Below are 20,625 nucleotides of genomic sequence, written 5' to 3' on the forward strand. Positions count from 1 at the left end.
CATCGGACAAACGAATAGTAGAGATGACTACCATCGATTTTTTCTATGGCTATTCCGATGCACGAGCCGATTGAGAGCGACCTGCTGAGAACCTTCCTGGTCGTTGCCGAGACATCCAATTTCTCCGCCGCCGCGCAGCGCATCGGGCGGACGCAGTCGGCCGTCAGCACCCAGATTAAGAGGCTCGAGCAGACGATCGGCGAAACGCTTTTCGATCGCGGCGCCCGCGGCGTGCTGCTCACGCGCCCGGGCATCCAACTCGTGCCCTACGCCCGCAGGATCATCGACCTCTTGAACGAGGCGGCTGCGACGATTCGCAGCAAGCCGCTGGATGGACCGGTACGCATCGGAATTCCCGAGGAATACAGCCAGACGGTGCTGCCGGCGGCCCTTGCGGCTTTCGCCGTCCGCCACCCGGCCGTCGAGGTCACTGTGTCCTGCGACTACACGGTCCGCAACCTGGCCGCCCTCGAGCGGGACGAGCTCGATCTGGCCGTCGTTTTTGACTGGAGCGACGAGACCAAAGGCGAGGTCATCTGCATTGATCCCACGGTCTGGGTCACATCGATGGTCCATCGGCTGCACGATATCGATCCCCTGCCGATTGCGATCTATCGCAATTCCACCTGGTGCCGCGATTTTGCGCTCCGGTCGCTGGAGCAGACCGGCCGCAACTACCGGATCGCGTTTATCGCCGATACGGGCTCCGGGTTGAAGAATGCCGTCATCGCCGGTCTTGCCGTCACCACGCTTTCCCGCAGCAACATCCCGCCCGGCTGCCGGGAACTCACCGCCGAAGATGGTTTCCCGCCGGTCGATTCCTCCAAGGTCGTGCTGCGCCGAAGCACCTATCGTTCCAGCGAAGCCGTCCGGGAACTAGCTGAAATGATACGGGACGCGTTCCAGCCTATCCCAGCACCTGCGATGACGTGATGCGGCGGCGCAAGCGGCGGCGGGTCTCGGACGGGCTCTCCGAAAAATTCGCCCTATAGCTTCTCGCAAAGGCTGAGGCCGAGTTGAAGCCGGTCGCCGCCGCGATGTCGGCGAAGGAGGCCGTCGTCTCGATCACCTTGCGGCGGGCCGCATTCAAGCGCAGCGCGAGATAATGCACATGCGGCGGCGCGCCGATACTCTGCTGGAAGAGATCCTGCAGATGCCGGGCGCTGATGCCCACCCTGCGGGCGAGCCGCGTGAGAATCAGAGGCTGCTCGATATGCTCCTCCATTAGTCGCACCGCTTGCGCAACACGGGGATCGTGCATGCGCAGTCCGGCCGAGGCTGCGGAAAGAGGCTCATCGGTATGGAAGGACGGCTGCTCGTAACGGAATAGCCGGCTGACCTCGAGCGCCAGCGAATAGCCTTGCCGTTGCCGGATCACCTCCAGCATCAGGTCGACGGTCGGAAGCGAACCCGAGGTCGTCAGGCGCTTGCCGTCGATGACGAAGCGATCCTTGACGGCCTGTACCTCAGGATAGGTCAGCGCAAAATCCTCATAGTCTTCCCAGTGGACGGTGGCCTGCAACCCGTCGAGCAGGCTGGCTTCGGCCAGCAGCCATGTGCCGGACTCGATGCCGGCAATCACCGTGCGATAGCGGGCAGCCTGGGAGAGCTGCATCTTCAGCGCCGGGGTCGCGCTGCGCCGCCAGTTGTAACTGGCCAGCACAAACAGCGGCGCATCCTCGGTCGTCGCCTTGAAAGCGCCTCGCGCGGGCACGGCGATATTGCTGGTGGTCAGGACCGGCGCTCCGTCCGGCGTCAGCAGCCGCCAGCGATAGAGCTCGCTGCCGGAAATGCGGTTGGCGCCGCGCAACGGCTCGATGACCGAGGCGATCAGGATCAGGTTCGCATCCGGCAGGACGAGAAGGTCGATATCGAGCCGTTCCGTCGATCGCTGCAGCAAGATCACCTCCCTTGAGTTCCGATAATGTATGGATTGCTTCCGAAATTGCAACGCATCGCCGTCCATCCTGTCGCGTAATGGGGACAAGACGAGGGAGACCAAAAACATGCCTCTTGCGATGAACCGCGATGTCTTTATCACCTGCGCCGTTACCGGTGCCGGCGATACGGTTTCCAGATCCAATCACGTGCCGATCACTCCCAAGCAGATCGCCGATTCCGCCATCGACGCGGCAAAGGCTGGTGCTGCGGTCGTTCACTGTCATGTCCGCGACCCGGAAACGGGTGCCGCCAGCCGCCGCAACGACCTCTACAGGGAAGTCACCGACCGCATCCGCTCGGCCGATATCGACGTCGTCCTCAATCTCACTGCCGGCATGGGCGGGGACCTGATCTTCGGGGATGTCGAAAAGCCGCTTCCCCTCAATCCAAAGGGAACGGATATGGCGGGCGCTACCGAGCGCGTCAGCCATGTCGCCGAATGCCTGCCTGAAATCTGCACGCTCGACTGCGGCACGATGAACTTCAATCTCGGCGACTATGTCATGACCAACACGCCGGCCATGCTGCGGGCGATGGCGAAGAAGATGACGGATCTCGGCGTGCGCCCCGAGATCGAGGCCTTCGATACCGGCCATCTCTGGTTTGCCAAGCAGCTTGCCGAGGAAGGCCTGATCGAAGACCCGGTGCTGATCCAGCTCTGCATGGGCATTCCGTGGGGCGCGCCCGACGATCTCAACACTTTCATGGCGATGGTCAATAACGTGCCCGCGAGTTGGACCTTCTCGGCCTTTTCGATTGGCCGCAACGCCATGGCCTATCCGGCGGCGGCCGTTCTCGCCGGCGGCAACGTGCGCGTCGGCCTGGAGGACAACCTCTTTGTCGGCAAGGGCCAGCTCGCCACCAATGCCGACCTCGTCGAAAAGGCCGTGCAGGTGGTCGAAGGCATGGGTGCGCGGATCATCGGTCCGGAAGACGTTCGCAAGAAACTCAAACTGACGAAGCGCTGAGGACGGCATGACTGGGATCAACAAGGCGGCTTGTATCGGCGGCGGCGTCATCGGCGGCGGATGGATCGCGCGTTTTCTGCTGGCCGGCATCGACGTGAACGTGTTCGATCCGCATCCGGAAGCGAGCCGCATCGTCGGCGAAGTGCTCGCCAACGCTGAAAAAGCCTATGCCATGCTGACCGGAGCACCCCTGCCGCCCCGCGGCAGGCTGACCTTCTGCACGACGCTCGAGGAGGCCGTCGCCGGCGCCGACTGGATTCAGGAAAGCGTGCCGGAAAGGCTCGACCTCAAGCGCGGTGTGCTGACTGAGATCGATGCTGTGGCGCGGCCGGACGCCCTGATCGGCTCTTCCACGTCAGGCCTGCTGCCGACCGATCTGCAGCGCGACATGAAGCATCCCCAGCGCCTCTTCGTCGCTCACCCCTATAATCCCGTCTATCTGCTGCCGCTCGTCGAAATCGTTGGCGGCGAAAAGACCTCGGCGGCGACCATCCGGGCGGCGATGGTAAGACTGGCTCCGATCGGCATGAAGGGCGTCCACATCGCCAAGGAGATCGAGGCCTTTGTCGGCGACCGGCTGCTCGAAGCGCTCTGGCGCGAGGCCCTGTGGCTGATCCACGACGATATTTGCACCGTCGAGACGCTTGATGACGTCATCCGCTACTCCTTCGGCCTGCGCTGGGCGCAGATGGGTCTGTTCCAGACCTACCGCATCGCCGGCGGCGAGGCCGGCATGCGCCACTTCCTCGCCCAGTTCGGCCCCTGCCTTGCCTGGCCCTGGACCAAGCTTACCGATGTCGTCGATCTCGACGATGCACTGATCGAAAAGATCGGCCGGCAATCCGACGAACAGGCGGCTGGCCTGTCGATCCGTGAACTCGAACGCATCCGCGACGAAAACCTTGTCGGCATCCTGCAGGCCCTGAAGGGCGGCGATGGCGGCAGGGGCTGGGGCGCCGGCAAGCTGCTGAAGGACTTCGAGCAATCGCTCTGGGCAGCAGGCGGCAGAGCGACCACCTCTTTCGACCCGTCGAAGCCGTTGAAGCTCGTCGAGACGAAGGTCAGCCCTGCCTGGGTCGACTATAACGGCCATATGACCGAACACCGCTACCTGCAGGTTTTTGGCGATACCTCAGATGCGCTGCTGCGCCTGATCGGCGTCGATCTCGCCTATGTCGAGGCGGGGCAGAGCTATTACACGGTGGAAACCCACATCCGTCATCTCGGCGAGGCGAAGCTCGGCCAGGCGATCCATTCGACCTGCCAGGTCCTTGATGTCGACGAGAAGCGGCTGCACGTCTTCCACACGCTTCATGATACGGCGACGGGCGAGGCGCTTGCCACGGCCGAGCACATGTTGCTGCATGTCGACAGTAAGGCCGGCAAGGCCGTGCCGGCGCCGGCTGATATCATCGACAAGGCGAAGGCGATCGCCAGAGCCCATGCGGAGTTGGCAGCGCCCGAAGGCGCCGGCCGTCACGTCGGCCAGAGGCGGTAGGAGGATCGGCATGGATTTCGGACTGAGCGAAGAACAGGAAATGATCGTCGAGACGGTCCGCGCCTTCGTCGAGACCGAAATCTATCCGCATGAAAACGAGGTCGAGCGCAGCGGCATCGTCCCGCCGGAGCTCGGAGTCGAGATCCGGCGCAAATGCGTCGATCTTGGCTTCTACGCCTGCAATTTCCCGGAAGAAGTCGGCGGCGCCGGCCTCGACCATGTCACCTTCACGCTGGTCGAGCGGGAGCTCGGGCGCGGTTCCCTCGGGCTGACGGTTTTCTTCGGCCGGCCCTCCGGCATCCTGATGGCCTGCGAGGGCGAGCAGCGCGAGCGCTATCTCCTGCCTGCGGTGCGCGGCGAGAAGATCGATGCGCTTGCCATCACCGAGCCGGACGCCGGTTCCGATATGCGCGGCATGAAATGCGCCGCCCGCCGCGACGGCAGCGATTTCGTCCTCAACGGCACGAAACATTTCATCTCGCATGCCGATGTCGCCGATTTCGTCATTGTCTTTGCCGCGACGGGCGAGGAGGAAACGCCGAAAGGTATCAAGAAGAAGATCACCGCCTTCCTGGTGGATCGCGGCACGCCGGGTTTCGAGATCCTCAAGGGCTACGATTCCGTTTCGCATCGCGGCTACCACAACTCAACGCTCAGCTTCGACGATTGCCGGATTCCCGAAGCCCAAGTGCTGGGCGAGGTGCATCGCGGCTTCGATATCGCCAATCAATGGCTCTACGGCACGCGGTTGACGGTGGCCGCCACCTGCGTCGGGCGGGCGCGGCGCGTCTTCGACATGACGCTGCCCTATGCCGCAGAGCGCAAGCAGTTCGGCAAGCCGATCGGCGCCAATCAGGGCGTGTCGTTCAAGCTTGCCGACATGATCACCGAGATCGATGCGGCCGACTGGCTGACCCTTGCCGCCGCCTGGCAGGTCGATGCCGGCCGCCCCGCAGACCGGCAGATCGCCTCGGCCAAACTCTACTCATCCGAAATGCTGGCCCGCGTCACCGATGAAGCGATTCAGATCTTCGGCGGCATGGGCCTGATGGACGACCTGCCGCTCGCCCGCTTCTGGCGCGATGCGCGCGTCGAGCGTATCTGGGACGGCACCTCCGAAATCCAGCGGCATATCATCAGCCGCGATCTGCTTCGACCTTTGGGAGCGTGAGCCGATGATATCTAGCTCGCTCGACCGCCTGCTCAGACCGCAAACGATCGCCGTCTTCGGCGGCCGTGTGGCGCGCAGGGTGATCGAGCAGTGCGACCGCATGGGCTTTGCCGGCGAGATCTGGCCCGTTCATCCCAAACTCGACGAAGTGCTCGGGCGGCCCTGCTACCGCTGCGTATCCGATCTGCCCTCGGCGCCAGACGCCGCCTTCGTCGGCGTCAATAGGACTCTGACCGTCGAGATCGTCCGCAGCCTTTCTGAGGCCGGTGCCGGCGGGGCGGTCTGTTATTCATCGGGCTTCAGCGAGGCGACGGATGAACTCGGCGACGGCGCCGAGCTGCAGCAGGCCCTTTTGCAGGCGGCGGGCGACATGCCGATCCTCGGGCCGAATTGCTACGGCTTTATCAACGGTCTCGACGGTGCGTTGCTCTGGCCTGACCAGCATGGCATGCAGCGCATCGAACGCGGCGTTGCGATCCTCACGCAGTCCTCCAATATCGCCATCAACCTGACCATGCAGACCCGCGGCCTGCCGATCGCCTATGTGGTCACCGCAGGCAATCAGGCGCAGACATCGCTTGCCGATGTCGCCTGCTCACTGATCGACGATCCGCGCGTCACGGCACTCGGCCTTCATGTCGAAGGCTTCGGGGATCTCTCGGCACTCGAACGCCTGGCCGCCCTTGCCCGGCGGTCGAAAAAGCCGGTCGTCGTGCTGAAGGTCGGCAGGTCCGAGCAGGCAAAACGCGCGGCGGTGTCGCACACCGCCTCGCTTGCCGGCAGCGATGCCGTCGCCGATGCCGTGCTCGCCCGCCTCGGCCTCGGCCGTGTCCGGACCTTGCCGGCACTGCTCGAAACCCTGAAGCTGCTGCATGTCGCCGGGCCTCTCGCAAGCCATTCGATCTCGTCGATGAGCTGTTCCGGAGGCGAAGCCTCGCTGATGGCGGATGCCGCCGTCGGTCGCAACGTGGAATTTCCCGCGCTGCAGCCAAAACAATTGCCACGGCTGCGGCGCGTTCTGGGCGAGATGGTGACGCTGTCCAATCCGCTCGATTACCACACCTTCGTCTGGGGCGATCTCGCACGCCAGACCGAAGCCTTCAGCGCCATGTTCGAGGGCGGCTATGCGCTTAATCTCGTCGTCCTCGATTTTCCGCGCGGTGACCGCTGCGATGCGTCCGAATGGGCGATGACGGCAGACGCGGTGATTGCGGCTGCCGCCGCAAGCGGTGCGCTGGCCGGCCTTCTGGCGACCCTTCCGGAAAACATGCCGGAGCCTATCGCCGAGCGGATGATGGCAAATGGCATCATTGCCTTCTGCGGTATCGACGAAGCTATCACGGCTGCGGACGTCGCCGCCGGCATCGGCCAGGCGTGGAATCGCCCGCCTCCCCTGCCGCTGCTCGACGTGTCCTCTATCGATGGCGAGATCGAGACGCTGACGGAGGCCGATGCCAAGGCTGAGCTTGCCGCCTTCGACCTTCCGGTTCCAAAGGGGCTGTTGGCCTCCTCTCCCGGGCAAGCGGCTGAGCAGGCCGAGCGGCTCGGTTTTCCCGTCGTGCTGAAAGCGCTCGGCATTGCCCACAAGACCGAGGCCGGGGCCGTTGTGCTCAACCTGGAGGATATTAAGGCAGTGTCGAATGCGGCGGCGGCCATGCCGCCGAATGCCGGTTATCTGGTCGAGAAGATGATCGATCCGCCGGTCGCCGAGCTCATTGTCGGCGCCATCCGCGACCCTGTCTTCGGATTGTCGCTCACGCTTGGAGCGGGAGGAATCTTTGTTGAATTGCTTGAGGATTCCGTCATCTTGCCACTTCCGGCGACGAAAACCGACATTCACGCGGCGATTTCACGCCTCAAGCTGGCGAAATTGATCTATGGCTATCGCGGGCGGCCGAAAGGCGATCTCGACGCCGCGGTTGCCGCTATCGCAGCAGCGTCAGATTATGTCGTAAAGAATGCGGCATGCCTGGAGGAACTGGACATTAATCCATTGATGGTTCTTCCCGAAGGGCATGGCGTTATTGCAGTCGATGCTCTGATACGGCGGAGGAGGTAGCATAGGTTGAGCGATCCCATTCGCACACGACTTAACGACGGAGTGCTCGAAGTCGTCATCGACCGGCCGAAGGCGAATGCCATCGACCTTGTGACCAGCCGTGCCCTGGGGTTGATCTTCCAAGATTTCCGCGACGATCCAACGCTGCGCGTCGCCATCGTGACAGGCGCCGGCGAGAAGTTTTTCTGTGCCGGATGGGATCTCAAGGCTGCGGCATCAGGCGATGCGGTCTACGGAGATTATGGCGTCGGCGGCTTCGGCGGGCTGCAGGAACTGCGCGACCTCAACAAGCCGGTCATTTGTGCGGTGAACGGCATCTGTTGCGGCGGTGGACTGGAGATCGCGCTATCGACCGACCTGATCATTGCCGCCGAGCATGCGAGTTTCGCTCTGCCGGAAATCCGCTCCGGCACGGTTGCCGATGCGGCCTCGATCAAGCTGCCGAAACGCATCCCCTATCACATAGCCATGGACATGCTTTTGACGGGACGCTGGCTCGACGTTCACGAGGCGCATCGCTGGGGTTTCGTCAACGAGATCCTACCGGCCGATCGGCTGATGGAAAGAGCCTGGGAGCTTGCCCGGCTGCTCGCGAGCGGTCCGACGCTCGTTTATGCGGCCATCAAGGAAATCGTCCGCGAGGCGGAGGGTTCGACGTTCCAGACTGCCATGAACAAGATCACCAAGCGGCAGTTTGCGACGGTCGACAGGCTCTATGCGAGCGAGGACCAATTGGAAGGCGCACGGGCTTTCGCCGAGAAGCGAAGCCCCATTTGGAAAGGAAAATAACCAGGCGGCAGCAACCGCACTGTTTTCCCGCATGATGCGGGCACCGGAGGGGGAGAGGAAACCGCCTGCGGACCAGCCCGGAAGTTCTGTCAACGCACCATAAAGAAGGAACAGGGGAATGAACGACTACACCAAATATCTCGCAAGCCGTGTCACCGCCGGCGGGCTCAGCCGCCGCGAATTCATGGGACGCGCCATGGCGGCCGGCATCACACTTGCCGTCGCCGACAAGCTCTTCACCGAAAGTGCCGAAGCCGCCGAACCGAAGCGCGGCGGCCACCTGAAGCTCGGCCTCGAAGGCGGTGCAGCCACCGATTCGAAGGACCCGGCGAAGTTCCTGTCGCAGGTCATGTTCTGCATCGGCCGCTGCTGGGGCGACATGCTGGTCGAATCCGATCCGCTGACGGGTGCCGCCGTGCCCTCACTCGCCGAATCCTGGGAGCCCTCGAAGGATGCTGTCACCTGGACCTTCAAGATCCGCAAGGGCGTCAAGTTCCACGATGGCAAGGAACTGACGATCGACGACGTCGTTGCGACGCTGAAACGTCACACCGATGCGAAGTCGGAATCCGGTGCGCTGGGTGTTCTCGGCTCGATCAAGGAGATCAAGGCCGACGGCGGCAATCTCGTGCTGACGCTCAGCGAAGGCAATGCCGACATGCCGCTGCTGCTGTCGGACTACCATCTGGTTATCCAGCCGAACGGCGGCGTCGACGATCCTCTCGCCTCGATCGGCACCGGCCCCTACAAGATGACGAGCTTCGAGCCCGGCGTCCGCGCCACCTTCGAAAAGAACAAGGACGACTGGCGTACCGACCGAGGCTATGTCGATTCGATCGAAATCATCGGCATGAATGATGCGACCGCCCGCATCGCGGCCCTGTCGTCCGGCCAGGTGCACTATATCAACCGCGTCGACCCGAAGACCGTCAACCTCCTGAAGCGCGCCCCGAACGTCGAGATTCTCTCGACCGCCGGCCGCGGCCACTACGTCTTCATCATGCATTGCGACAAGGCGCCGTTCGACAACAACGACCTGCGCCTCGCCCTGAAATACGCCATGGACCGCGAGACCATGGTCGAGAAGATCCTCGGCGGTTACGGCAAGGTCGGCAACGACTTCCCGATCAATAGCACCTATGCACTGTTTCCGGAGGGCATCGAGCAGCGCGTTTACGATCCTGACAAGGCTGCCTTCCACTACAAGAAGTCGGGCCATAGCGGTTCGGTGCTTCTGCGCACCTCCGAGGTCGCCTTCCCCGGCGGTGTCGATGCAGCCGTCCTCTACCAGGAGAGCTGCAAGAAGGCCGGCATCGAGATCGAGGTCAAGCGCGAACCGGGCGACGGCTACTGGACCAATGTCTGGAACGTCCAGCCCTTCTCGACCTCCTACTGGGGTGGCCGTCCGACCCAGGACCAGATGTATTCCACCGCCTATCTCTCGACGGCGGACTGGAACGACACCAAGTTCAAGCGTCCTGACTTCGACAAGCTGCTGCTGGAGGCCCGCTCCGAACTTGATGAAGCCAAGCGCAAGGACATGTATCGCACCATGGCGATGACGGTGCGCGACGAAGGTGGGGTAATCCTGCCGATGTTCAACGATTTCGTGAACGCCTCCACCAAGCAGGTGAAGGGTTATGTCCATGACATCGGCAACGACATGTCGAACGGTTACGTCGCGACCCGCGTCTGGCTGGACGCCTGAGGGCATGGGGGCGTTTGCCCCTCCGATCTCCAACGAAGCCTGGACCGTGGGATGAAAACCCGCGGTCCTCCCGACGTTTTAGCGCGAGGTCCTCGCCATGACCAATCCTGCCCCAAGCAATATCTTGCCCGGCCTCGGGTTTCGGCAGCGTTTTCCGCTGCTTGCCCTTATCCTTGAGCGCTTCTTGCTCAGCATCGTCCTGCTCTTTGCCGTTTCCATCGTGATCTTCGGCGGCCTGGAAGCCCTGCCCGGCGATTTTGCGACCACCTATCTCGGCCAGTCGGCAACACCGCAGGCGGTTGCCAATATTCGAGAGGACCTCGGGCTGAACCGCCCGATCACCACGCGTTACGTCGAATGGCTCGGCAACGCCGTCCAGGGTGACTTCGGCACCTCCTGGGCCAGCAAGAATTCGGTGAGCGAACAGATTGGCAAGCGCCTTGGCAATTCGCTCTTCCTGGCGGGTTTCGCGGCCGTGATATCAGTACCGCTCGCCGTCGGGCTCGGCATGTTGTCGGTGCATTTCCGCAACCGCCTGCCGGATAAGATCATCAACGTCATCTCACTTGCGGCCATCTCGCTGCCGGAATTCTTCGTCGGCTACCTGCTGATCCTGTTCTTCGCGGTCAAGTTCGGCGTGGCCACCTTTCCGGCGACGGTCTATGACAGCATGGGTTTCGTCGAGCGGTTGAAGGCAATCGCGCTGCCGACGGCGACGCTTGTGCTTGTCGTACTCGCGCATATGATGCGGATGACGCGGGCTGCAATCCTCTCCGTCATGTCGTCGGCCTATATGGAGACCGCGGAGCTGAAAGGCCTTGGCGCCTTCCGCTCGATCGTCAAGCATGCCGCCCCCAATGCGCTCGCGCCGATCATCAACGTCATCGCATTGACGCTTGCCTATCTCGTGGTCGGCGTCGTCGTCGTCGAAGTGGTCTTCGTCTATCCCGGCATGGGGCAGTACATGGTCGATGCGGTCACCGTGCGTGACATGCCTGTCGTGCAGGCCTGCGGCCTGATCTTCGCGGCCGTCTATATCTTCCTGAACATGACCGCCGATATTCTCGCGATTATCGCCAATCCCAGGCTGAGGCATCCGCGATGAGATTAAGAGACATTCCCATCACCGCCTGGATCGGCATGGCCGGTATCGTCATCGCCTTCATCTTCGCAATCTTCGCACCATGGATCGCTCCTTATGGCGAGACGCAGGTCGTCGGCGACGTCTGGCAGATGCCGGATGATCAATATATCTTCGGTCTCGACAATCTCGGCCGCGACATCTTCTCGCGGCTGATCTACGGCGCACGCACGACGCTGGTGGTCGCGTCCGCCGCCACCGTCATCTCCTTCTCGCTCGGCATCATCCTGAGCTTCACCGCCGCCGTCTCGCGCGGCGTGGTCGACACTGTCCTCTCACGCTTCAACGATTTGATGATGTCGATCCCGACGCTGATCTTCGCACTGGTGGTATTGGCGGTGCTGCCGCAAAACATCGTCGTGCTGATCCTTGTCATGGCGATCCTCGATTCCACCCGCGTCTATCGTCTCGGCCGTGCCGTGGCGCTTGATGTCGCGGTGATGGAGTTCGTCGAGGCTGCGACGCTGCGCGGCGAAGGCAAGCTCTGGATCATCTTCCGCGAAATCCTGCCGAACACGCTGTCGCCGCTGCTTGCCGAATTCGGCCTGCGCTTCGCCTTCTCGATCCTGTTCCTCTCGACGCTTTCCTTCCTCGGCCTCGGCATTCAGCCGCCCGCGGCCGATTGGGGCGGCATGGTCAAGGACAACAAGGACGGCATCATCTTCGGTATCTCGGCAGCGCTGGTGCCGGGCACCGCGATTGCGACACTTGCCGTCTGCGTCAACCTCGTCGTTGACTGGCTCCTGAAACGCACATCCAGCCTCAAGGGAGGGCGCGGCGATGCCTGAGCTTCTTTCCGTTCGCAATCTGAAGATCGAAGCAACCAGCTATCCGCCGGGTGAACCGCCGAAGCGAGTGACGATCGTCGACGGCGTTTCCTTCGACCTGCAAAAGGGCAAGGTCCTCGGCCTGATCGGGGAATCGGGCGCCGGCAAGTCGACGATCGGCCTGTCGGCACTTGCCTATGGCCGGGGCGGCGCCGAAATCACCGGCGGCGAGGTGCGGCTCGACGGCACCGATCTCCTGGCGCTTGGCAAGAACGGCATCCGGAAAATTCGCGGCGCACGGGTCTGCTATGTCGCGCAGTCGGCGGCGGCCGCCTTCAATCCGGCGCACAGGCTCGGCGATCAAGTGATCGAAGCGTCGGTCAAGCATGGCTTGATGAGCAAGGAGGAGGCGCGCAAACGGGCGCTTTATCTGTTCGGGGTTCTCGGCCTGCCCAATCCCGAAACCTTCGGCGAGCGCTTTCCCCACCAGGTCTCCGGCGGCCAGCTGCAGCGGGCGATGACCGCGATGGCGCTCTGCTCCAATCCCGAACTCATCGTCTTCGACGAGCCGACGACGGCGCTCGACGTCACCACGCAGATCGACGTGCTGGCGGCGATCAAGCATGCCATCGAGGAAACGCACACCGCCGCTCTCTACATCACTCATGACCTGGCCGTCGTCGCCCAGATTTCGGACGACATCATGGTCCTGCGTTATGGCAAGCAGGTCGAATATGGCAGTGTCCAGCAGATCATCGAGACGCCACGGGAAGACTATACCCGCGCCCTCGTCAGTGTCAGGCAGGCTTATCGCGAGGGAGCGGCCGACCAGTCTGCAGCACTGCTCAAGGTGGAAAATATCAGTGCCGAATATTCCAACGGCTTCAAAGTGCTGCACGATGTCACGCTGCACGTGCCGAAGGGGCAGACGCTCGCGGTGGTCGGCGAATCCGGTTCGGGCAAATCGACCCTGGCGCGCGTCATCACCGGCCTGTTGCCGCCGAGCAGCGGGCGCATCGTCTTTGATGGCAAGCCGCTGATGCCTGATCTCAAGAACCGGCCGAACGATGACCTCCGGCGCATCCAGCTGATCTATCAGATGGCGGATACGGCGATGAACCCGCGGCAGACGGTGCGCGACATCATCGGCCGCCCGCTGACCTTCTATTATGGCCTGAGAGGTGCCGAGAAGACCGCCCGGGTGAAGGAGCTGCTCGATCAGATCGAGATGGGCAAGGGCTTCGTCGATCGTTACCCTGCCGAACTATCCGGCGGCCAGAAGCAACGCGTGGCGATCGCGAGAGCACTTGCTGCCAAGCCCGAGCTCATCCTCTGCGACGAGCCGACCTCGGCGCTCGATCCACTTGTAGCGGAAGGTATCCTCAAGCTGCTGCTGCGCCTGCAGGAAGAAGAGCAGCTGTCCTATGTCTTCATCACCCACGACATCGCAATCGTCCGGGCAATCGCCGACAGCGTGGCGGTGATGCATCGCGGCAAGCTGGTGCGGTTCGGTCCGAAATCGACGGCGCTGTCGCCGCCGTTTGACGATTACACCGATCTGCTGTTGAAATCCGTACCGGAAATGGAAATCGGCTGGCTGGAAAGGGTGCTTGCCACGCGTCGCATGGAGAGCGCCGGTAACTGACTTGACGAGGGTAAACCTTCGTCTCATGCAATGTGCATCAAGGAATGAGCATGACCTCGCGCGGCTTCACCACCATCGAGAATGAATGGATCGTACTGAAGGATGGGACACGGCTTGCAGCACGCATCTGGATGCCGGATGGCGCGAGCGAAGATCCCGTTCCCGCCGTTTTCGAATTCCTGCCCTATCGCAAGCGGGACGGAACCAGTCTCCGGGACGAGTCGACCTATCCGGTATTCGCGGCATCAGGCATTGCCGGCGTGCGTGTCGATATCCGCGGATCCGGAGAATCCGACGGGGTCATCGACGGCGAATATACCGAAAGCGAGCTTGCCAATGCCTGCGAGTTGATCGCCTGGATTGCCGCGCAGCCATGGTCGAATGGCGCGGTCGGCATGATGGGCATCTCCTGGGGCGGCTTCAACAGCCTGCAGGTCGCAGCATTGCGCCCGCCGGCGCTGAAGGCGGTCATCTCGATCGCCTCGACCGTCGACCGCTACAATGACGACATCCACTACAAGAACGGCTGCCATCTCTCCGCCCAGCTCTCATGGGCGGCGACGATGCTCGGCTACCAGTCGCGGCCGCCCGACCCTTCACTCGTCGGCGAACGCTGGAAGGAAATGTGGCTGGAACGCCTGGCAGGCGAACCCTTCTTCATGGAGGAGTGGCTGGCCCACCAGCGGCGCGACGATTTCTGGCGTCACGGATCGATCTCGGAGGATTTTTCGAGCGTGCAAATCCCGGCGCTGGTGATCGCCGGGTGGGCTGACGGCTACCGCAATACGCCGCTAATGGCGGTCGAAGGCCTGGGTGACAAGGCGAAGGCGCTGATCGGCCCCTGGGTCCACAAATATCCGCATTTTGCCTGGCCGAAGCCGCGCACCGATTTTCATGGCGAGGCAATTGCCTGGTGGAACAGATGGCTGCGGGGCGAGGACAATGGGATCGACAAGCTGCCGCAGGCCCGCGCCTATATTCTCGATGCCATCCGCCCTGCCCCGCGACGCGACAGCGATCCGGGTTTCTGGGTCGCCAAGGACGTCTGGTCGCCGCCGCGGATGCAGTGCTTCTATGTCGAGCAGTTCGGCAAGCTGACGGAAGGCATGCCGATTCCGCACGCGCCCGAACATCCCGTCTATCTCCGCTCTCCGCTCGACACCGGGACCGCATCGGGTGAATATTTCACGCTGAAACCCGATGCGGAAATGGCGATCGATCAACGCTCGGACGATGCCGGCTCGCTGGTCTTCGATACGATGCCGCTTGCGAGGGATCACGACTATCTCGGCCGGCCGGTGCTCACGCTTGCGCTGCGGTCTCGGGCGGCGGGCGGAAATCTCTGCGCCCGGCTCGTCGATGTCCATCCCGATGGCACGGCAACGCGTGTCGCCTTCGGCGTTATCAATCTTACCCACCGCGACGGCAATGCCGATCCCAAGCCGCTGACACCGGGCGAGACGGTGCCGATCCGGCTCGTGCTCGATGCCTGCGGTTATCGCTTCCGCAAGGGCCATCGCGTCCGGCTTTCGTTGTCCACCGCATATTGGCCGATGATCCTGCCGCCGCCTGATGACGACGGCATCGACATCGATATCGCCGCACTCGGCCTGGGGCTGCCGATGCTCGGCGAGCACCGGCGGATCGACATCAAGGAGCCGGCCAATCCCGATCCCTTGCCGAAATACATCGAGCATGCGGGCGCCGTAACGAAGCGGCAGGTCGCCCGCGATCTCTCAGCCGCCCGAACGGACTATCACATCCACGAGGATACCGGGCTCACCGAACACCCTGAGACAGGCCTCTCGACCCGGCAATTGCGCGAAGAAGTCTGGTCGATTTCACCCGATAATCCCCAGTCGATGACCGGGACCTCGACCTGGACCTGCGACATGCGCCGCCCCGGCTGGTTCGTGCGGACTGTCGCGACCGCGCGTATTGCCTGCACCGGCACCGATTGGGTCATCAGCGCTGTCGTCACCGCCTTCGAGGATGACGTGCAGATCTTCGAAAAGGTCTTTGCGGAAAAGTGGATCGCGCGCGACCTGATGTGATCGGTAGCTAAGCCGCTGCAAAACGCCTTATGGCCTCGCAGACGGCGCGGAAGCCGTCGCGGGCGCCATCGCTCATGTGGCGGGCGCGCAGCCAGGCATGCACCATCTGCGGCTCCTCCCTGAACCAGACTTCGACGCCCTCCGCGGTGAGCCGGGCGGCATAGTGCCGGCCGTCGTCCCGGAGCGGATCGAAATGCGCGACCGTGATGAAGGCCGGCGGCAGCCCGGCAAGCGAAGCTGCCTGCAGCGGCTCGGCGATCTCATTGCCTGCCGGCGCCTGCAGGATTTCGCGATAATAGGCGACATCCGCCGTCGTCAGGCCCGGCGCCGCGGCCATTTCGATGTAAGAGCCTGCGGCAAGGTCACCGCCAAGCGCCGGATAGATCAGAACTTGGCCGACGACTCCGGACAGGCCCTCGTCGCGCGCGCGCAATGCAAGGCCCGCCGCCAGATTGGCCCCGGCGCTGTCGCCGATCAGCACGACCTTGCTGTTGGCGGAAAGCAGATGTTTCGACACGGTAAAGCCGTCATCCGTCTGGGCCGGCCAGCGATATTCAGGGGCCAGCCGGTAATCGACCGAAACAAGTTCCGCGCCGGCAAAATCGGCGATCTCGGCGCAGATGGCATGATGGCTCTCGAGCGAACCGACAACAAAGCCGCCGCCATGAAGATAGAGCAGAATGGTGCGTGTGCTGATTTTCCGTGGACGGTAGCGGCGGATCGGTATGCGCTGGAGCATGCCGTCCGCAAAGATCATCTCCGGGGGCAGCGGGCGGTCGAAACGCGCGCAGAGAGCGTCGTACCAATGTCGCTGCTGTTCGATCGATGCTTGAACGGCGTCTGGCGGATAGAAGGAATCGCAAATCGCCAGAAACTGCAGGATGCCCCTTTCGGTGGGGACAGGCGGTTGAGCGGACATGGAGGTCCTTTCGCGATTTGGGACATGACAGATCATGTCCCTGGCCGACTCTGTCCTCATCATGCGCCTCTGTGACGCGGACGATCTGTCTGGCCGCGACCCATGGATGTCGCGGCTTTCAAAATTCGCAATAATTTTTTCATCGCCGACCCAAGGAAAGTCATCCGAGAAACGTCTCAATCTCGAAATAGCATCTTGCTGGATAGCATGGGGTAGGTGCGGAATTGGACGCAGAGCTCATAGAACGAGCGCAGGGCGGCGACCGGGAGGCCTTCGGGCAACTGGTCTCGCGCCATTATGAATTCGTCCATGCAACGGCGTGGCGGTGGTCGGGCAGTTCCACCGATGCCGACGACATCGCCCAGGAGGTCTGCGTCAAGCTCGGCGCGGCGATCCGCAGCTTTCGCGGCGCCAGCCGCTTCAGGACATGGCTCTATACACTGACGCTGAACGCTGCCCGCGACCATAGACGCAAGCTTGCACGAGAGGAGCAGACATTCCGCGCTTACGCCGCCGAACCGCTGCAGGATGCGCCTGATGGAAATGACGACGAGCTATCGAGCGAATTATGGGCCGCCGTGCGCGCCTTGCCGGAAAGACAATGCGACGCCGTGCTGCTCGTTTACGGCGAAGGTCTCAGCCATTCGGGTGCTGCCGATGTCATGGGCTGCTCGGAAGCGACTGTGTCCTGGCAGGTTCATGAGGCGCGCAAGAGGCTGAAGGCCGTGCTCGGCAAGGAAGAGGTATGACCGTGGACAAGGAACTCGAAAAGCTCTCCCGCCTGACACCGCCGGCCGCGACGCCGGAGGCGCGCGCGCGTGCGCTTGCTGCCGCGATGCAGGCCTTCGACACCGCAGAAAATAATGCGCCGGCTGCCCAAGGAAATGCGGAAGGCTGGCGTCAAAGCTCCATCATCAACTGGATATGGAGCCCTGCCATGAACAAGAAATTCCTCGCCGGTTCAGCCCTTGCGACACTGCTCGTCATCCCCGCCGCCGGTTATATGGCGATCGAACTGACCCGCAACGGATTGCCGATCACCGACCAGACCGAGATCGCCGGCAACCTTTCGAAGAATAATGCGCCGAAACCGATCGGCGAAGCGGCGCGCCAGTCTGCGAAACCCATTACGGTTGTGCCTCAGCTTCGGCCGGCACCCCCCGAAACGAGCGGACTTGCCGAACAACCCGCTGCTGACAGCGCGCCAGCTTTGCGGGACAAGGAACAGCAAGCCGCCGCGAAATCGGCTGCGTCGCAGCTCCCTGATTTCAGCGCCGACGAGATATCCACTCTCCTGAATAAATCGGAAGGTTCTGCCGCTGCACTCGGAGGGGCCAAACGCTCCGTGCCTGCCGCTCCCGGCATCGTTCCCCAGCAGCAGTTGGCCGAACCGATGGCCGCCGTTGCTCCCTCGCCTGTGCCGCCTGCGGAGGGGCGTGTGCAAATTCAGCTCGATCCCAACCGCGAGCGGTTTGCCAATGCTGCGGCCAATCCGATCAAGAGCGTCGCGACGGATCCGGTCTCGACCTTCGCCGCCGATGTCGACAGCGCGTCCTATGCCTTCGTCCGCCGGTCATTGACGGGCGGGGCGATGCCCGATCCGCAATCGGTTCGGGTCGAGGAGATGATCAATTATTTCCCCTATGACTGGCCAGGCCCTGACAATGCCGACCAGGCGTTCAAGGCGACGGTGACTGTCATGCCGACCCCGTGGAACCACGACACGGAATTGATGCATGTGGCGATCAAGGGCTATGACATCGCGCCGGCGACCACGCCGCACGCCAATCTGATCTTCCTGATCGACGTGTCGGGCTCGATGGACGAGCCGGACAAGCTGCCGCTGCTGAAGAGCGCCTTCCGGCTGCTGGTCAACAGGCTGAAACCCGACGATACCGTCTCGATCGTCACCTATGCCGGCAATGCCGGCACGGTGCTCCAGCCGACACGCGTGGCGGAGAAATCGAAGATCCTGTCGGCGATCGACAGGCTGGAGCCCGGAGGTTCGACCGGCGGCGCCGAAGGCATCGAGGCGGCCTATGACCTTGCCAAACAGGCCTTTGTCAAGGACGGCGTCAACCGGGTGATGCTGGCGACCGATGGCGACTTCAATGTCGGCCCGTCGAGCGATGAGGATTTGAAGCGCATCATCGAGGAAAGACGCAAGGACGGTATCTTCCTCACTGTTCTCGGTTTCGGGCGGGGCAATCTCAACGATTCCCTGATGCAGACGCTGGTGCAGAACGGCAACGGCAGCGCTGCCTATATCGACACCTTGGCCGAGGCGCAAAAGACGCTGGTCGAAGAGGCCGGATCGACGCTGTTTCCGATCGCCAGCGACGTCAAGTTCCAGGTCGAGTTCAACCCGGAACGGATCGCCGAGTACCGCTTGATCGGCTACGAGACCAGGGCGCTGAACCGCGAGGATTTCAACAATGACCGCGTCGATGCCGGCGATATCGGCTCCGGCCACAGCGTCACGGCGATTTACGAGATTACGCCCAAGGGAAGCCCCGCGGTGATGAATGACGGCCTGCGTTATGGCGCCGCCGATCAGGTGCCGCCCAAGACCTCCGACAGCGCCCATCAAGGCGAGCTTGCCTTCGTCAAGATGCGCTACAAGCGGCCGGGCGAGGACAAAAGCGCCCTCATCACCACGCCTGTCAACGATGGCAACGCGGTCGCCACCGTCGATGCCGCGCCGCAGGATGTCCGCTTCTCGGTGGCCGTCGCTGCCTTTGGTCAGAAACTCAGCCATGTCGCGGCCGTCGACACCTATTCCTACCAGGCGATTGCCGATCTCGCCGCGGCATCGCGAGGCACTGACGCCTTCGGCTACAGGTCGGATTTTCTTGGCCTCGTTCGGCTGGCGGACGGCCTCAGTCAACGATGAGACAAGAGGCACAAAACTGACCAAACAAGAGGCCGTCCCAAAAGGGCGGCCTCTGCTGAGTGATCATCCCAGTCGCGACCCGTTGGCGGTGAGATAAACGGCATAGACAGACGTGCTTGCGGTGATGAAGAGGCGGTTCAACTTCTCGCCGCCGAAAGCAACGTTGGAGACAAGCTCGGGAATATGGATCTTGCCGATCAACGTTCCATCCGGATCGTAAGCGTGCACACCATCGCCGGCGCTCGTCCATATCCTGCCCTTCCGATCGACGCGAAAACCATCGAACAGGCCTGAGGCACATTCTGCGAAAACGCCGAGATCGCTCAACCTTCCCTCATTCGAGACCGCGAGCTTTCTGATATGACGCGGACCGCCGGGCAGGTGCGTTGCCCCGGTATCGGCAACATAGAGCACCGTCTCGTCCGGGGAAAAGGCCAGTCCATTTGGCTTGACGAAATCGGAGGTCACCTGATCGGTTGTGCCTGTTGCCGGATCATGCCGGTATACATGGCATCCGCCGATTTCCGCGTCGCCATAATCGCCCTCGTAGTCATGGAGGATGCCGTAGCTCGGGTCGGTGAACCAGATGGTCCCATCGGACTTGACGGTGACGTCGTTTGGGGAATTGAGCCGTTTGCCTGCAATTCGATCGGCCAGAACGGTGATCCTGCCGTCGAATTCCGTGCGCGTTACACGGCGCGTCAGATGCTCGCAGGTGATCAGCCGGCCCTGATTGTCGACAGTGTTGCCATTCGAGTTGTTGCTGGGCGAGCGGAATACCGATGTGTGCCCGCTGGTATCGTCATAACGCATCATGCGGTCGTTGGGGATATCCGAGAAAACCAGATACCGCCCGGCGGCAAACCAGGCCGGCCCCTCCAGCCAGCGCCCGCCCGTCCAAAGACGCTCGACGCGAGCGTGACCGACGAAGCAGCTTTCAAAGCGAGGGTCGAGAACCTCAAACCCCGTCCCGTCAATTTGCCCGAACAAGATGCTCCTCCACTTCACAAAAATTGTTATCGATATCATCTTGCCGCGTTTTAACGACTTCGTACAGATGCCGATCTGCCAG

The 20,625-nt window shown here is 62.4% G+C and carries 16 protein-coding genes; 13 read left to right on the top strand and 3 right to left on the bottom strand.

The genetic code is table 11. From position 1 onward, the window contains the following. Positions 1 to 57: 57 nt before the first annotated feature. Positions 58 to 933: a LysR substrate-binding domain-containing protein gene (locus BS630_RS32995; protein ID WP_025398309.1), complete on the top strand. Its 876-nt coding sequence runs from the start codon at positions 58 to 60 to the stop codon at positions 931 to 933. Here the strand turns inward: BS630_RS32995 and BS630_RS33000 are convergent. Continuing rightward, the gene (locus BS630_RS33000; RefSeq protein WP_077980824.1) at positions 908 to 1,966 is read right to left on the bottom strand and encodes a GlxA family transcriptional regulator; all 1,059 of its coding nucleotides are present in this window, start codon (positions 1,964 to 1,966) and stop codon (positions 908 to 910) included. The two genes, BS630_RS32995 and BS630_RS33000, sit on opposite strands and share 26 nt — an antisense overlap. A gap of 40 nt (positions 1,967 to 2,006) precedes the next feature. Here BS630_RS33000 and bcoG point away from each other — a divergent pair, with 40 nt between their 5' ends. The 10 genes from bcoG (at position 2,007) to BS630_RS33050 (ending at position 15,741) form a co-directional block, all read left to right on the top strand. Beyond that, positions 2,007 to 2,909, top strand: a complete 903-nt coding sequence (gene bcoG, locus BS630_RS33005; protein ID WP_077980825.1) for a 3-dehydrocarnitine:acetyl-CoA trimethylamine transferase BcoG — start codon at positions 2,007 to 2,009, stop codon at positions 2,907 to 2,909. A gap of 7 nt (positions 2,910 to 2,916) precedes the next feature. Beyond that, positions 2,917 to 4,407 carry a carnitine 3-dehydrogenase gene (locus BS630_RS33010; protein ID WP_077980826.1) on the top strand — a complete coding sequence of 497 codons (1,491 nt, stop codon included), beginning with the start codon at positions 2,917 to 2,919 and terminating at the stop codon, positions 4,405 to 4,407. A 10-nt stretch (positions 4,408 to 4,417) separates the two neighbouring features. Then, the gene (locus tag BS630_RS33015; RefSeq protein ID WP_077980827.1) at positions 4,418 to 5,578 is read left to right on the top strand and encodes an acyl-CoA dehydrogenase family protein; all 1,161 of its coding nucleotides are present in this window, start codon (positions 4,418 to 4,420) and stop codon (positions 5,576 to 5,578) included. Between the two features lie 4 nt (positions 5,579 to 5,582). Then, the gene (locus BS630_RS33020) at positions 5,583 to 7,637 is read left to right on the top strand and encodes an acetate--CoA ligase family protein (RefSeq protein WP_077980828.1); all 2,055 of its coding nucleotides are present in this window, start codon (positions 5,583 to 5,585) and stop codon (positions 7,635 to 7,637) included. 6 nt (positions 7,638 to 7,643) lie between these two features. Next, positions 7,644 to 8,426, top strand: a complete 783-nt coding sequence (locus tag BS630_RS33025) for a carnitinyl-CoA dehydratase (protein WP_077980829.1) — start codon at positions 7,644 to 7,646, stop codon at positions 8,424 to 8,426. A 118-nt stretch (positions 8,427 to 8,544) separates the two neighbouring features. Continuing rightward, entirely contained in the window at positions 8,545 to 10,134 is a 1,590-nt protein-coding gene (locus tag BS630_RS33030; protein WP_077980830.1) for an ABC transporter substrate-binding protein, read from the top strand. 97 nt (positions 10,135 to 10,231) lie between these two features. Then, complete coding sequence (locus BS630_RS33035) at positions 10,232 to 11,239, top strand: ABC transporter permease (protein WP_077980831.1); 1,008 nt, start codon at positions 10,232 to 10,234, stop codon at positions 11,237 to 11,239. Continuing rightward, entirely contained in the window at positions 11,236 to 12,063 is an 828-nt protein-coding gene (locus BS630_RS33040; RefSeq protein ID WP_020047866.1) for an ABC transporter permease, read from the top strand. Before BS630_RS33035 ends, BS630_RS33040 begins: the two co-directional genes overlap by 4 nt. After that, the gene (locus tag BS630_RS33045) at positions 12,056 to 13,687 is read left to right on the top strand and encodes an ABC transporter ATP-binding protein (protein ID WP_077980832.1); all 1,632 of its coding nucleotides are present in this window, start codon (positions 12,056 to 12,058) and stop codon (positions 13,685 to 13,687) included. The genes BS630_RS33040 and BS630_RS33045 overlap by 8 nt, the downstream gene beginning before the upstream one ends. A gap of 50 nt (positions 13,688 to 13,737) precedes the next feature. After that, positions 13,738 to 15,741: a CocE/NonD family hydrolase gene (locus tag BS630_RS33050; protein ID WP_077980833.1), complete on the top strand. Its 2,004-nt coding sequence runs from the start codon at positions 13,738 to 13,740 to the stop codon at positions 15,739 to 15,741. A gap of 7 nt (positions 15,742 to 15,748) precedes the next feature. On the opposite strand, the gene BS630_RS33055 is transcribed toward BS630_RS33050, so the two are convergent. Beyond that, complete coding sequence (locus tag BS630_RS33055) at positions 15,749 to 16,660, bottom strand: alpha/beta hydrolase (RefSeq protein ID WP_077980834.1); 912 nt, start codon at positions 16,658 to 16,660, stop codon at positions 15,749 to 15,751. Positions 16,661 to 16,884: 224 nt separating this feature from the next. On the opposite strand from BS630_RS33055, the gene BS630_RS33060 reads away from it, so the two are divergent. Both BS630_RS33060 and BS630_RS33065 read left to right on the top strand, forming a co-directional pair. Continuing rightward, positions 16,885 to 17,409, top strand: a complete 525-nt coding sequence (locus tag BS630_RS33060; RefSeq protein WP_025398296.1) for an RNA polymerase sigma factor — start codon at positions 16,885 to 16,887, stop codon at positions 17,407 to 17,409. Then, positions 17,406 to 19,553 (top strand): vWA domain-containing protein, encoded by a 2,148-nt coding sequence (locus tag BS630_RS33065; RefSeq protein ID WP_077980835.1) that lies wholly within the window; start codon positions 17,406 to 17,408, stop codon positions 19,551 to 19,553. Before BS630_RS33060 ends, BS630_RS33065 begins: the two co-directional genes overlap by 4 nt. A gap of 63 nt (positions 19,554 to 19,616) precedes the next feature. On the opposite strand, the gene BS630_RS33070 is transcribed toward BS630_RS33065, so the two are convergent. Further along, entirely contained in the window at positions 19,617 to 20,543 is a 927-nt protein-coding gene (locus tag BS630_RS33070; RefSeq protein WP_077980836.1) for an SMP-30/gluconolactonase/LRE family protein, read from the bottom strand. Positions 20,544 to 20,625: the final 82 nt, after the last annotated feature.

The sequence above is a fragment of the Rhizobium laguerreae genome, assembly GCF_002008165.1.
GTDB classification, from domain to species: domain Bacteria; phylum Pseudomonadota; class Alphaproteobacteria; order Rhizobiales; family Rhizobiaceae; genus Rhizobium; species Rhizobium laguerreae.